At 34.3% G+C, this 14,348-nt stretch carries 15 protein-coding genes; 5 read left to right on the forward strand and 10 right to left on the reverse strand.

The genetic code is table 11. The features are described from left to right. The first annotated feature begins 201 nt into the window (after positions 1-201). Together NPX36_RS08535 and odhB are read left to right on the forward strand one after the other, a co-directional pair. Entirely contained in the window at positions 202-2,967 is a 2,766-nt protein-coding gene (locus NPX36_RS08535; protein WP_257498315.1) for a 2-oxoglutarate dehydrogenase E1 component, read from the forward strand. 46 nt (positions 2,968-3,013) lie between these two features. Next, a complete protein-coding gene (gene odhB / locus NPX36_RS08540; protein WP_257498316.1) occupies positions 3,014-4,243 on the forward strand; it encodes a 2-oxoglutarate dehydrogenase complex dihydrolipoyllysine-residue succinyltransferase in 1,230 nt (409 codons plus the stop codon). A 52-nt stretch (positions 4,244-4,295) separates the two neighbouring features. Here the strand turns inward: odhB and NPX36_RS08545 are convergent, their stop codons facing one another. From NPX36_RS08545 to NPX36_RS08555, 3 genes are all read right to left on the reverse strand, one after another. Continuing rightward, the gene (locus tag NPX36_RS08545) at positions 4,296-4,751 is read right to left on the reverse strand and encodes a hypothetical protein (RefSeq protein WP_257498317.1); all 456 of its coding nucleotides are present in this window, start codon (positions 4,749-4,751) and stop codon (positions 4,296-4,298) included. Between the two features lie 275 nt (positions 4,752-5,026). Then, on the reverse strand, positions 5,027-6,136 hold the full coding sequence (locus tag NPX36_RS08550; RefSeq protein ID WP_257498318.1) for an endonuclease: 1,110 nt from the start codon (positions 6,134-6,136) through the stop codon (positions 5,027-5,029). 8 nt (positions 6,137-6,144) lie between these two features. Further along, complete coding sequence (locus tag NPX36_RS08555; RefSeq protein WP_257498319.1) at positions 6,145-7,359, reverse strand: RsmB/NOP family class I SAM-dependent RNA methyltransferase; 1,215 nt, start codon at positions 7,357-7,359, stop codon at positions 6,145-6,147. Between the two features lie 104 nt (positions 7,360-7,463). Here NPX36_RS08555 and NPX36_RS08560 point away from each other — a divergent pair, with 104 nt between their 5' ends. Next, positions 7,464-8,120, forward strand: a complete 657-nt coding sequence (locus NPX36_RS08560; protein WP_257498320.1) for an HAD family hydrolase — start codon at positions 7,464-7,466, stop codon at positions 8,118-8,120. 36 nt (positions 8,121-8,156) lie between these two features. Here NPX36_RS08560 and NPX36_RS08565 read toward each other — a convergent pair whose 3' ends face one another. After that, a complete protein-coding gene (locus NPX36_RS08565; protein WP_257498321.1) occupies positions 8,157-8,642 on the reverse strand; it encodes a lipocalin family protein in 486 nt (161 codons plus the stop codon). Between the two features lie 108 nt (positions 8,643-8,750). Beyond that, positions 8,751-9,170 carry a nucleoside-diphosphate kinase gene (locus NPX36_RS08570; protein WP_091521677.1) on the reverse strand — a complete coding sequence of 140 codons (420 nt, stop codon included), beginning with the start codon at positions 9,168-9,170 and terminating at the stop codon, positions 8,751-8,753. A gap of 99 nt (positions 9,171-9,269) precedes the next feature. On the opposite strand from NPX36_RS08570, the gene NPX36_RS08575 reads away from it, so the two are divergent. Continuing rightward, positions 9,270-9,659 carry a group III truncated hemoglobin gene (locus NPX36_RS08575; protein WP_257498322.1) on the forward strand — a complete coding sequence of 130 codons (390 nt, stop codon included), beginning with the start codon at positions 9,270-9,272 and terminating at the stop codon, positions 9,657-9,659. A gap of 3 nt (positions 9,660-9,662) precedes the next feature. Here NPX36_RS08575 and NPX36_RS08580 read toward each other — a convergent pair whose 3' ends face one another. The 5 genes from NPX36_RS08580 to NPX36_RS08600 form a co-directional block, all read right to left on the reverse strand. After that, positions 9,663-10,358, reverse strand: coding sequence for a hypothetical protein (locus NPX36_RS08580; protein WP_257498323.1), 696 nt, complete (start codon positions 10,356-10,358; stop codon positions 9,663-9,665). Further along, entirely contained in the window at positions 10,351-11,028 is a 678-nt protein-coding gene (locus NPX36_RS08585) for a hypothetical protein (RefSeq protein ID WP_257498324.1), read from the reverse strand. Before NPX36_RS08585 ends, NPX36_RS08580 begins: the two co-directional genes overlap by 8 nt. Before the next feature lie 102 nt (positions 11,029-11,130). Beyond that, complete coding sequence (locus tag NPX36_RS08590; protein ID WP_257498325.1) at positions 11,131-12,240, reverse strand: serine hydrolase domain-containing protein; 1,110 nt, start codon at positions 12,238-12,240, stop codon at positions 11,131-11,133. Between the two features lie 90 nt (positions 12,241-12,330). Further along, positions 12,331-12,714, reverse strand: coding sequence for a DUF3037 domain-containing protein (locus tag NPX36_RS08595; RefSeq protein ID WP_257498326.1), 384 nt, complete (start codon positions 12,712-12,714; stop codon positions 12,331-12,333). Beyond that, positions 12,704-13,477 (reverse strand): HipA family kinase, encoded by a 774-nt coding sequence (locus NPX36_RS08600; RefSeq protein WP_257498327.1) that lies wholly within the window; start codon positions 13,475-13,477, stop codon positions 12,704-12,706. The genes NPX36_RS08595 and NPX36_RS08600 overlap by 11 nt, the downstream gene beginning before the upstream one ends. Before the next feature lie 271 nt (positions 13,478-13,748). Between NPX36_RS08600 and NPX36_RS08605 the strand changes: the two genes are divergently transcribed. Then, complete coding sequence (locus tag NPX36_RS08605; protein ID WP_257498328.1) at positions 13,749-14,306, forward strand: GNAT family N-acetyltransferase; 558 nt, start codon at positions 13,749-13,751, stop codon at positions 14,304-14,306. Positions 14,307-14,348 lie beyond the last annotated feature (42 nt).

Raw genomic sequence — 14,348 nt, forward strand, 5'->3', positions numbered from 1 at the left:
TTAGCAAATTAATAAAAAAAATCTTTTAAAAAACGATATTGTTAATATTTAAGTAAATACACTCCAATATGGAATAGCACAAACGTACTATAAGTTGAAAATTAAATGATAAAACTGTACTAAATATTATATTATTAATGGAAACTATTGTATTTTTGTGAAAATTTTTTAACGAAAAAAAAGAGTCATTAGACAAATATTATGGATAGGTTTTCCTTTTTAAACGCTGCACATACCACATTCTTTGCAGATTTATACGATCAGTACCTAACAAACCCTGATAGTGTAGAGCCAAGTTGGAGAAGTTTTTTTCAAGGCTTCGATTTTGCAAATGAATACAATGGCAGCCCGGTAGAACAATTATCAAATGCATACCAAGGTTCTGGCGAATCTGCAGCAATTGCTGAAACGGTTAAAAAAGAATTTGCAGTTCTAAGATTAATAGACGCATACCGCACCCATGGGCATTTAGTAACCAAAACAAATCCTTTACTAGAGAAAACAGGCGAAGCTCCTGATTTCTCCATCGAAAAATTTGGTCTTTCACAAGCCGATTTAAACGTAACTTTTGATGCTGCAAAAAGCATTCACTTAGAAAAAAGTACGTTGCAGCAAATCATAGATCACTTGAAAAATACATATTGCACCACAATTGGTATTGAATATATGTATATTCCAAATGAAGAAAAAGTGCAATGGATTGCAAAATATGTAGAATCTAAAGTTTCCGATTTAAATACCGATCAACAAAAACATATTTTAGAAAAATTAGTAGAGGCATCCGCATTCGAAAATTTCTTCCACACCAAATATGTGGGGCAAAAACGCTTTTCATTAGAAGGGTTAGAAGCTACTATTCCTGCAATAGACGCAATGATTGATGCAGCCGGAACTGCCGGAGTAGAAGATGTGGTGATAGGAATGGCACACCGTGGCCGTTTGAATATTTTGGCAAATATTATGCAAAAGCCGCCCAAGAAAATTTTTACCGAATTTGATGGAAAGGATTATGCCGATGTAGCCGATACATTTGATGGCGATGTAAAATACCATTTAGGATACACCTCCGAACGCGAAACCCGTTCGGGTAAAAAAATTATATTGAATTTAGCACCCAATCCATCGCATTTAGAAACCGTTGGAGCTGTGATAGAAGGTGTGGTTCGTGCCAAACAAGACAAAGTATATCCAAACGATTTTTCAAAAGTATTGCCAATAGCTTTGCATGGTGATGCAGCTGTTGCCGGTCAGGGCATTGTGTACGAAATTGTGCAAATGAGTAAATTGCGTGCTTACCAAACCGCAGGAACCATTCATTTGGTGTTGAACAATCAAGTAGGTTTTACAACCAGCTATAAAGATGCACGCTCGGGCGTTTATGCAACCGATGTAGCAAAAGTAGTGTCTGCACCCGTTGTACATGTAAATGCCGATGATCCCGAAGCAGCAGTAAAAGCAATGTTGTTTGCTTTGGCATACAGAATGCGGTTTAAAGAAGATGTTTTTGTAGATTTAGTTGGATACAGAAAATACGGTCATAATGAAGGAGATGAACCTCGTTTCACACAGCCTATTCTCTACAAATTAATCTCTAAACACCAAAATGCACGCAATATCTACAATGCGCAACTTGTTGAAAATAAAATCATTGATAGTTCGTATGTAGATCATTTAGAAGAAAAGTACAAAGCCGTTTTAGAAGAAAATTTGGCCGAAGCTAAAGCAACCGATAAAGCAGTAGTTATACCTTTCATGGAAAAAGAGTGGGAAGGATATCATATTGCAGATGTTCATCGCATGTTGCAAAGTTATGACACAAAGGTTTCTCGTGAAATGTTAGACGATATTGCACCAGCATTAACCGCCTTGCCATCAGACAAGAAATTTATCAATAAAGTATCCAAACTAATAAAAGACCGCTACAACATGTACTATGAAACCAATCGTTTAGATTGGGCTATGGGCGAATTATTGGCTTATGGTACATTAATTTCAGAAGGATATGACGTGCGTTTTTCGGGGCAAGATGTGCAGCGTGGTACGTTTTCGCACCGCCATGCAGTTGTGAAAACCGAAGATACAGAATATGAATATGTACCATTAAACAATATTAAATCACAAAACGGTCAAATGCGCATCTATAACTCGCATTTATCAGAATACGCCGTTTTAGGTTTTGAGTATGGATACGCAATGGCAAATCCAAAAGCTTTAACCATTTGGGAAGCGCAATTTGGAGATTTCTCTAATGGAGCCCAAATCATGATTGACCAATATATATCGGCAGGTGAAGACAAATGGGGCAACCAAAATGGAATTGTAATGTTGCTACCTCACGGCTATGAGCACCAAGGTGCAGAACATTCATCGGCTCGTTTAGAACGTTATTTGCAACTATGTGCAAACCATAATATGTATGTAGCAAACTGCACAACGCCAGCAAATCATTTTCACATGTTGCGCAGACAAATGGTAACCGATTTTAGAAAACCATTAGTTGTAATGTCGCCCAAATCATTGTTGAGACATCCAGATGCCACATCTACCATAGAAGAATTAACCAATGGATCGTTTCAAACCATAATAGATGATCCAAAAGTGGAAGAAAAATCATTGGTAAAAACATTGGTATTTGTTTCTGGAAAATTCTATTACGATTTGCAAACAGAGAAAGAAAATTTAGGTCGAAAAGATGTAGCATTTGTTCGTTTAGAGCAATTGTTCCCATTGGATAACGACAAATTGAAAGAAATAATTGCTTCTTACCCGAATGTAGAGGATTATGTTTGGGCACAAGAAGAGCCTAAAAACATGGGTGCTTATGGTTACATGCTGATGAATTTTGATTTGGTGAAATTCCGTTTGGCAGCACCAGCAGCATCGGCAGCACCAGCAGCAGGTTCATCTGTTCGATCTAAAGCAAGATATGCACGTGCAATTGCCAAAGTATTCGATAAAAATTTATAATTTTAGAACGTATTTTAAATAACAACAATATTAAATTAATATACTGATGAGTATCTTAGAAATGAAAGTTCCTTCGCCAGGAGAGTCAATCACAGAAGTGGAAATTGCTACTTGGTTAGTAAAAGACGGAGACTATGTAGAGAAAGACCAAGCAATTGCTGAGGTTGATTCGGACAAAGCAACTTTAGAATTACCTGCAGAAGCAAGCGGAATCATTACGTTGAAAGCCGAAGAAGGCGACGCGGTGGCAGTTGGTCAGGTAGTTTGTTTGATCGATACAAGTGCTGAAAAACCATCGGGGAGTGGCAATACCGCTACAGAAGCTCCAAAAGCAGAAGAGAAGAAAGAAGAAATAAAAGCAGCACCCGCAAAAGCAGAACCAAATGCTGCGGCAACTTATGCAACAGGTTCGGCATCGCCAGCTGCTAAAAAAATATTAGACGAAAAAAACATCGATGCCACAGCTATCCAAGGCACTGGTAAAGACGGACGTGTAACCAAAGAAGATGCTTTGAACGCAGTACCATCGATGGGAACACCAACGGGCGGACCTCGCGGAACCGAACGTAAAAAAATGTCGATGCTTCGTAGAAAAGTAGCAGAACGTTTGGTGGAAGCTAAAAACACTACTGCAATGTTAACTACTTTCAATGAAGTGAACCTTACAGAAGTGAACAAGTTGCGTACCGAGTTTAAAGATGCTTTTAAAGCAAAACACAATGTGTCGTTAGGATATATGTCGTTTTTCACAAAAGCAGTAACCCGTGCGTTGGCATTATACCCAGATGTAAACTCAATGATTGATGGTCAAGATCAAATTAAATTCGATTTTGCCGATATTTCCATTGCAGTTTCTGGTCCAAAAGGATTGATGGTTCCGGTTGTTCGCAACGCAGAATTATTATCATTCCGTGGAGTGGAAGCAGAAATCAAGCGTTTGGCAACCAGAGCACGCGACGGACAAATTACGGTTGACGAAATGACTGGCGGAACATTTACAATTACCAACGGTGGTGTATTTGGTTCTATGTTGTCCACACCAATTATCAACCCGCCACAATCAGGTATTTTAGGAATGCACAATATCATTGAACGCCCGGTTGCAGTAAACGGACAAGTGGTAATTGCACCAATGATGTATATTGCGCTGTCTTATGACCACAGAATTATCGATGGTCGCGAGTCAGTTGGTTTCTTAGTGGCTGTTAAAGAGGCTTTAGAAAACCCAATGGAATTGTTAATGAACAATGATCCTAAAAAAGCATTAGAGTTATAATATTTTATTGTTTTTATATTGTTAAAAGTCTTTCCGGAAGGGAAGGCTTTTTTTATTCAAGCAATTTTTTAAGTATTAAACTATTCTCATCATTCATCAATCTTTCTTCATGAGTAAAAGCGTCAATATAGTTAAACTGTGAGCATTCCAAACAAACTTTAAAAATTCCTACGGTTTTATTTTGCTTCTTTAGAATTAAAAAGTCCCGATAAATGGGCATACATTTACTGTTGTCAGTTGTGTTTTGGTTTGATGTCAACACTTGTTTTACTTTTTTGTGACTAGATTTATCAACCAAAGATCTTACAAAACCTAATTCTGTAAATTGATTAATAACCAAGGTGTCAGCAATAGTTTCAATAGCTTCTCCAGATAAAATAGCAGTCAGTTCCTTTTTATTAGCAGCCAAAGAATCAACCTTATAATGAATTAATTCGTCAAAATTAACAACCGATATCGGTTTTTTGTTACAAGAGATAAAGCATAAAAACAACCATAAAAATGCCACAAGTTTCGCCATAAATTATACATACTTTTAAAACACTAATTTATAAAAAACCAGAATTATTCCGCCACTGTTGGTGGATTTTATTAGTAATGAGCATGAACTCGATTTGAATCAAAGTGCTGAGTAATTAATGAGTCATACAATTTTACAAACTCAATTAGAAATGTCATTCTATTATCGCATATATTTTATTTAAATAAACATCCCCTAAAAAAGCAACTAGCTATTTAGGGGACGTTTGTTTAAGAAAAGTTTTTTTGAGTAAATATCAATATCTATTTTACAATAACTTTTTTGTCAGTGATGTTTTTTCCAGCTTTTAATTTAATGATATACGTTCCCGATTTTAAATGGTTGATAGTAAAAACTTCATCGTGAAATTGTGGATTAGAGAATTTCATAATAAGCTTACCTTCTAAACTGTAAATAGTAATCGTATCAATTTTTTCTTTTGTAGAGATATAAATGGTGTTTTTAGGTGCTGGATTTGGATACACGTTAAATTCAACCAATTCTGCTTGAGTGTTAGTTAATAAATTTGGAAACCAAACAGCAGTTACATATTGTGGATTATCTATATACGGATTTCTATTTCCTTGCTCGCTATAAATAAAATCGTTTAAGTTTGTTTCGCGCATGCTCACCGGGTCTTGCAAATGCCATTGATATAACATGTCTAAAAAATTATTGCTAAATACTTTATTAGTAGATCCATCAAACATAGCACGTATTTCAGCATTTGGGTGATCAGTATAAAAATCATCCATAAAGTCCTCATATCGAGTAGCAAAATAAAAGTAAGCACGTGCAATATCTCCTTTGAATTCGTCAATTGGTTCCACAACCGTTCCTGAATATCCTGTTACAGCACTTGTGCCTCGTTTTGTTCCATTTTGTGAGGTATAACTTGCAGAACCAACTTTTCCAAAAGGTAAGTTTCCACGTTCTCCATTAACTTTTCCATCGGTTGGCCAAACGTGAAAAGCGTCGGTTCTCATCGGGCTGTTTTGATCGAAATATGATTGTGGAATTAAGTGTTCGCGATTGTAACAATCGCCTTCGCTGTTGTAATTTCCACATTGATCCATAATTACGGTGTAATTATAAGGGTCAGCAGCAACGGGTTTTTCAGAATAAATATCTAAAATGGTATTGTCGTTTTCATAATATTTATCGCGAAAGCCATTTTTAATGGCATTATCACTGTATAAATCCCATAAGCCACCGTAAGTTAAGTCGATATGGTTTGCTGAAATTATTGTTTTTAATTGCGATTTTAAAGCGTATCCTGTTCCAGTAGCACTATTGTAATAATTTGCTGGTGCCTGCGCAAAAATTGTAAATGAACAACAAATAGTTACAATAAAGGAGATAATTTTTTTCATATTTTTAATTATTTAACACGTTCCATTAAACACATATAGAAACCATCAAAACCAGTTTGCGATGCCAATACTTTTTCATCTTTAATAAATTTAAAGTTCTGACCAAATTCGGTTTTTAGAAAATGGTTTATTTGTTTTTCATTTTCAGAAGGAAGAATAGAACAAGTGGCATAAACCAATTTTCCGCCCACTTTTACCATTTTACTGTAATTTTCTAAAACTTCTTGCTGTGTTTTTTTTATGTTATCAATAAATTCTGGTTGCAATTTCCATTTGCTATCCGGGTTGCGTTTTAAAACGCCCAAGCCCGAACAAGGTGCATCAATCAGTACACGGTCTGCTTTGTCGTGTAATTTTTTTATTACTTTGGTTGAATCTATAATACGATATTCCACATTAAAAACACCGTTTCGCTTGGCACGAATTTTTAACTGCTTTTGTTTGCTTTCGTATAAATCCATAGCAATGATTTGCCCTTTATTTTCCATTTTGGCAGCAATGTGCAATGTTTTTCCACCGGCCCCCGCACAGGTATCAACCACTCGCATTCCTGGTTGCACATCTAGAAAAGGAACCACTTTTTGCGAAGATGCATCCTGCACCTCAAAAAATCCTTCCTTAAAAAGCGGTGTCATAAAAACATTTGCACGTTCTTTTAAAATTAAAGCATCGGGATATTTGTCATTGAACGTTGTTTCAATATCCAAATCCATTAATTGTGCACGGAGTTTTTGCTTATTGGTTTTTAAAGTATTCACTCGTAAAACCACATGCGCTTGTTGGTTTTGTGCGGCTAGTTCTTTAGTCCAAACTTCTTCGCCCAATTCTTTAACACCCAATTCGTCCATCCAATCAGGAATCGATTCACGGTATTTTCTTATTTTAGAAAGTTCGTCGAATTTTCCTTTTATTCTTCGAACGGGAGTGTTTTCAAAATATTTCCAATCAGGTAATGTAATCCCACGTAAAACTGCCCAAACAGCAAAAGTGCGCCAAACATCGTCACGGGTAAAAGGTTCTTTTACCTCGGCAATTTCTGTGTATAATCTTTTCCAACGAACAATTTCGTATATGGTTTCAGCAACAAACTTGCGGTCTTTTGCACCCCAACGAGGATCTCTTTTCAAAGCTTTTGCCACTTCTTTATCGGCATATTCACCATCGTTAAATATGCTTAAAAGTGAATCAATTACAGCAAAAACTAAATTTCTATGTAAACGCATTTTTTTTATTTGAAAAATAAGCCTACAAAGTTACAATTTATATGTTGGTTGTGAAATACTTTTTTTACATAAGCTTTGCGTAAATTTGCATAAATTTTTATTATATGGTTAAAACCGTTATTTTTGATATGGACGGGGTGATTGTTGATACAGAACCTGTGCATAAATATGCTTACTTTAAGCATTTTGAAGAGTTAGGAATTGATGTTTCTGAAGAATTATATGCTACTTTTACTGGAAATTCTACACGAAATGTTTTTCAAAAGTTGAAAGATCAATTTGGCTTGGATCAAGAAGTGGAAGATTTAATACAACGCAAACGTTCGCTTTTTAATGAAGCATTCGACACAAAACCCGATTTGGAATTGATTAGCGGAGTGGAAGAATTAATTAAAGATTTGCACGCAAGTGATGTGGAATTAATTTTGGCATCTTCGGCTTCTAAAAGTACGATTAGCAGAGTTTTTAATCGCTTTAACTTGAACGACTATTTCTCGCATAAAGTGAGTGGAGAAGATTTTGTGAAATCAAAGCCCGACCCTACTATTTTTATACATGCAGCGTCTTTATCTAAAAATAAGAAAGAAGAATGTATTGTTATAGAGGATAGCACAAACGGTGTAAAAGCGGCTTGTGCTGCGGGAATTTATTGTTTGGGATACAACAGCGAGAACTCAAAACTTCAAAATTTAGAAGGAGCTAGTATTTTGGTGGATGATTTTTTTAAAGTTAATGCTGATTTTATAAAGAGTTTGAAATGAAAAATCCGAAAATTAACTTTCGGATTTTTTTATGAATTATTTCACTCTTTCGAATTTGTCAATACTTTCTGATTTTATATAACTCCCTTCAGATTCCACTTCAAACATATTATATAAATGTAATGTGTTTTCGCTCAATACTAAAATTGTATAAGGATATGGGGAGTTTTTTAAAATAAGTTGATTGCCTTTTCTCTCATAAGTTGTTGTACCTTCACTTTCTGATGCTTCATCTGATCCAGATGCTGGAATATAGGTATAATAATTTACCGTATTATCGGCTTTAAACTCATATGTTTTAATAATTCCATACGTAGAACCTTCTTCCTCATCTAAATTATCAATAAGAATTTTCCCATCCATTTCTATTTTCATGTGTGTAGATGTAGCATTCCATTTTCCTAATAAGTGATTTTTTTCTTGCTCTACTGCGGCATCAGTATCGCTGTCATCAGACGAACAAGCTGTTAACGAAGTGAAACCCAATACTGCTATAAACAGTAAAATACTGACTTTTTTCATAAAGTGTTTGTTTAAGTTAATATTTAAGAATTGCAAATATAGTTATTATATTTAATAAAATAAAAATCCACCTATATCGGGTGGATCTTTATTATCTGTATCAGTTGATTAGAACTGTTCTCTTCCTGCAAAGTGGAAAGCAGCTTCAATTTCTGCATTTTCGTCAGAATCTGAACCGTGAACTGCGTTTTCACCGATTGATTTTGCATATTTTTTACGGATTGTTCCTTCAGCAGCATCAGCCGGATTGGTAGCGCCGATTAATGTACGGAAATCTTCCACCGCGTTTTCTTTTTCTAAAATTGCTGCAACAATCGGACCTCTAGACATGAATTCTACTAATTCACCATAAAATGGGCGCTCTGCATGCACTTCGTAAAACTTCTTAGCATCAGCAACTGTTAATTGCGTTAATTTCATTGCAACGATTCTAAAACCGCCTTCAGCAATCATGTTCAATATTCCACCAATACTTCCAGCTTCTACAGCGTCTGGTTTAATCATTGTAAATGTTCTTGTACCTGCCATTTTTTTCTTTGTTTAATTTGGATGCAAAAATAAGTATTTTATAAAATTATAAGCAATTTTATTGTAAATAGTTTGTAATTTTATACAAAGAAAATAAAAATGAAGCACGATATTGAAAGCCGAGATGATTTAGAGCAATTGGTTCGAATTTTTTATGATAAAGTGCGAAGTGATGCCGAATTGGCACCGATTTTTAATTCGATTATCACCGATTGGGAACCTCATTTACAAAAAATTACCGATTTCTGGGAACAACATCTTTTCGGTGTTCAAAAGTATAAAGGTAACCCCATTGAAGTACACAATAAAGTTGATGCTAGAATGAAAAATAATGTTACGGCACACAATTTTGGCACTTGGCTTTTTTATTGGATGCAGACTTTAGACGAACTTTTTGAAGGACCTAATAAGGAAGTTTTGAAATTCAAAGCCCGCAAAATGCAAACTGTTTTCTTTGTAAATATAGTGCAGGCACGATCGAAGACATAAATTTTAAATTAAAATATCACTTTCTAAATCAGATTTTTCAATTAAAAATTCAAAACCTAAACGTTCCACTATTTCAATTACCAGTTTCTTATACCAATTTTCTGATTTTGGGTGAATGTACAAACGTTCAATCATTTCGTTTACATCAATCAACACCTTCACTCCTTCGTTTACTTGCATATCTAAGTGGGTCACATCGGTAATAACACGCACTTCATGTTCGTATTGAAAACTTTTTCGCTTAAAGAGAAAAGGAAAAAAATCATCATCAAACGGAATGTGTTCTTTTTTATAATCAATATAATTTACTTCGCCAATAAACTGATCGGCTTTTGGTTCAATCAACGCTTTTTTTAAGCTGCCAATTGTAGATTGTATTGCCAAACCTTCGTTGTTTTTGGTGAAAACCTGCCACATGGCATAACTTTCATAGGAATTGGCGTGCCAACTGCTAATCACAATATTTTTTCGTTTTGATTTGTAGGCATCTAAATATTCTGGATTATCGGCCAAAAGCTTTTTAATTTCTTCGTATGTTGGTTCGCTAAAAGTTCCTTCAAATTGATCTTCAAACTTATCAGACCGAGCCATAAACATGCGTTTAGACAGCAATAAATCTAGAAATTTAGACAAGTCTAGATACTTCCAAATAATGGTGTCGTTTTCGGGAATATGTAACTTTTGGTTTTCTTTAAACATTTTTATTAATAGGAATTTTTATTACATCACACTTTCTTTTATTTGAATCATAAATATCAATTTCGATAATGAACTCATTTGATTTGATTTCTTTTACATTAAATAAGTTTTCAAGAAATAAGAACTTTGAATTTTCTAAACTTTTATAAATCAAATCAACATCTGACAAGGAATAGGCTTTATAAATAGATTTTTCTTTATTGAACATTAATATGGAAATCTGTTTTTGTGAATAAGATTCTAAATATATATTATAAACACTTGTGTGATACAATAGACTTCCAAACTCTTTAATCTTTTTTCCAGAGTTCTTATCAAATAAAATATATTCTTCTGGATCACAACATCCTGATATTAATCTGTTTTCAATTATGAAAAAATCATCAAATTCTTCCCAACTTGAATACCCCAATCTTCCTGTCAACTCTATTAAAGAAGATTCCAATTCAAACAAAATCTTACTTGCTTCTCTATCTTCAAAAATCAAATACGATCCATTGCAATCATAAGTCCAATTAATAGAATTACCATTACTAAAATAGTATTTTTCGCAATTTATGATAGTGCTTAACTCTTCCTTATCCTTACAATAGCAACTTTGACCATAACTTGCATAACTCAATAATAAAAATGAAAAGATTTTAAGTTTTAGGAAATTTCTTAAACACATTTTTCTTTAAAGTTAATAAACATATTCCATTCGCTATAAGAAATTTTCGAAAAATACTATTTCATCTGCTTATTTTTGCAGCTGTATTTGGTCAGCAGAATATCAATGTTTATTTTGATTGCTATTTGCTATTTTTTTGAAGTAAGCGATTAATTGTTGTTGCATTTTGTAAACAGCTTCCACATGTTTTTCATCGGCAGCGTTTGCAAAAATCGTGATTCCTAATTGATTTTCAGGGATTAAAATGGCGTGGGTATAAAAAGTTCCTGTGGATCCATCGTGAAAACTCAATTTTTGAGTTCCTTGAACGGCATTTCCCCAGCCATAACCGTAATTATCAATGCCAAAGTGCATTTTTTTAAAGTTTTCTGATTTTAGTATGCCTGTTTCTGTATGAAATCCTTTTAAATGCATCTGCAACCACTTTGCATAATCAACAATATTCATTGATAAATCGCCGGCAGAAAGCATAAAATCTTCTAATTTGTAGGAATGTGTGGGTGGTAAAGCTATCAATTTGTTATTTTCAACCCAATGTCCCCAAGCATTATTCAAGTTTTTTTTGTTTGGAAATCCAAAACTGTATTCCCAATTCTGTTGCTTCATGAAATCTTCCAATAAATTTTCATAGGATTTTTTCGCAGTATTTTCAATCATCATGGCTGCCAAAACATAGCCCGCGTTTGAATAAGTTCCTTTTTCTGTGGTGGGTTTGGCTAAAACTTGTTGCGCAAATTCAATTCGTTTTGCTTCGGCTGTTTTTGCTGATATTTTTAATGAAAGAAACTCCTCACCTGCGGTGAATGGTTGCACTTGTGCATTGTGCGACAATAAATCTTTTAAGGTGATGGAATGATATGCGGAGTTTTTATCGGTTTTTAATTCTGGGAAAAGTGCGAAAAAAGGAGTTTCTAATGATAATTTTTCTTCCTCGATTTGTTGAAATGCCAAAAAAGATGTAAAAGCTTTGGTGTTTGATCCAATATGAAACAAGGTTTTAGCAGTTACTTTTTCAGTGCTTTCATTAGAAATAGTCCCGGCGGTTCCGTAAAAAATGCTGTCTCCTTTTATGATTGCCGCAGCCATAGCAGGCATATGATTCTCTTTTATCGATGCTTGTAACAAACTATCAATTATTTTGCTGTATTGCGTGTTTTGTGCTAACATTAAAGTTGTTGTTAATGTAAAACAAAGAGTGATTATTTTTTTCATAATTTATATAGATTTTTGATGGTTAAGTGATTTTTTTCTTTGTTTCCAAAATAAGAAAATTTACAATTGGTGCCAATAGAACATTATCAATTACAAAACCAATTCACAATACAACTTATCAAAAGTGGCATCCAAATCAGCCGATAAACCAGGATGTGGGCGCGATGATTGTATGCTGGAGCTTTTCACAGCGGTAATCCATCTGAATTTTTCATCAGCTTCTAAAGATGCTATTGGTCCGGCGTCTTTTGCACCTGAACAAATTTTAGCAAACGATTCTAAATTCTCTTCTAGCTGAACTAAATCAAATTCGTTGCAAAAGCTTTTGATTTTTTCTTCATGAATATGATATTCAAACCGAATGTATCGTTTTCTTTTGCTGAATAAAATCAAGCCTGTATTAATAAACTCTTCACGTTCCATTTTTGGAACAACTCGGATTACCGCATATTCATAAACAACTTTATCTTGCATTTTGGGCAGTTTTTAGAAAGATATCGGCATGTGCCAATCGATTCAACAAAAATTGATAATACACTTCTCGAATTTCTTCATTGCTGGGACCTTCTTCCCAATTTAGAAATTCGTCTGGAATAATATTTACAAAATCACGTAACACGTTATTGTTTAGTTTTGCAGTGAATTGTTCATGCACCTCTTGCAATTTAGTTGCTTTTTTTATCAGTGCGTGATCTTTTATCAATGCAAATGGCGTTTGTGATGTTTGCTGCCAATTGTCCCATGAATGATGAAAATAAAACGAAGCACCGTGATCAATTAACCACAATTCTTTATGCCAAATCAGCAGATTGGTATTGCGAAAGGTACGATCCACATTGGTGATAAAACTATCTAACCAAACGATTTTTGAAGCCAATAGTTCATCACAGTCGTTAGTAGCAACATCATAAGTTACAGCACCTGACAAATAGTGTAGTCCTAGGTTTAGTCCTTTACTAAATTTTAATAAATCTTGTATTTCTTCGTCGGCTTCGGTTTGCCCAAAAGCTTCATCTAACTCAATAAAAACCAATTCAGGGACGGGTAAGCCAAGGTATTGCGCAATAACGCCACCTAGCAATTCCGAAATCAAGGCTTTCACACCATGACCAGCACCGCGAAATTTTATCACATATTTAAAATCGTCACAAGCTTCAGCAAGTGCCGGTAACGAACCACCTTCGCGCAAAGGAGTAATATATCGGGTAACAGTCACCGTTCGTAAATTTGATATCATAATGCAATTTGTGTTTGTATATCAAAAACGATAAAGGTAGGAATGTTTTTAGAAATAGTATTTAAAATTTTATTTTTGGTTTTTAAGATGATAAATCATTAAATTGTAGTCTTACAGCATTTTATTGTCGTTCAATTCAATTATGTTGTTTAAATTCGATTAAAAACAATCAATGAAATACGGATATGCAGGTGTTTAATTATTTTCGTCCATTAAACTGTGTCAATTTTATGACTCGTTATATTTTTTTACTTTAGTTGAAAATTAATGTATGTTCACAACACCCGAAATCAATACAGACCGACTTCTTTTAAAAGGGATTTCTCCACAATTCATTAATAATCTATTTGCTACGCAAACAAAAGAGCAAATCATGGATTTTTTAGGTATTGCAGATGAAATCGCATTTAATCAATACAAAAGAATGCATGAAAAAGGAATGGAAACGCATCGTTTGTCTCATTTTTTCTTTTTGTTGATTGAAAAAGCGAGCCAAAAGACCATTGGTGTATGTGGCTTTCACACTTGGAATACCACACACCATCGAGCAGAAGTATTTTATACATTGCGAAACGATAATTACAAAGGAAAAGGTTTTATGAGCGAAGCTTTGCCAAAAGTGGTTGCCTATGGTTTCAATGAAATGAATTTACACAGAATACAAGCTTTAATTGCAGATTGGAACACACCATCGCTAAAATTGCTGCAACGTTTAAACTTTGTAAAAGAGGGTGTTTTACGACAAGATTATTTATTTAATGGCAATTATGAAGATTCACATTGCTACAGTTTGCTAAAAGCGGAATGGGAAAATAATGCCAAAAAATAACATAAAATAAATTTCTTGTCTTATGGCAAGTGAATTTTTCTG

The sequence above is a fragment of the Paenimyroides aestuarii genome, from assembly GCF_024628805.1.
In the GTDB taxonomy this organism is placed as follows: Bacteria; Bacteroidota; Bacteroidia; order Flavobacteriales; family Flavobacteriaceae; genus Flavobacterium; species Flavobacterium aestuarii_A.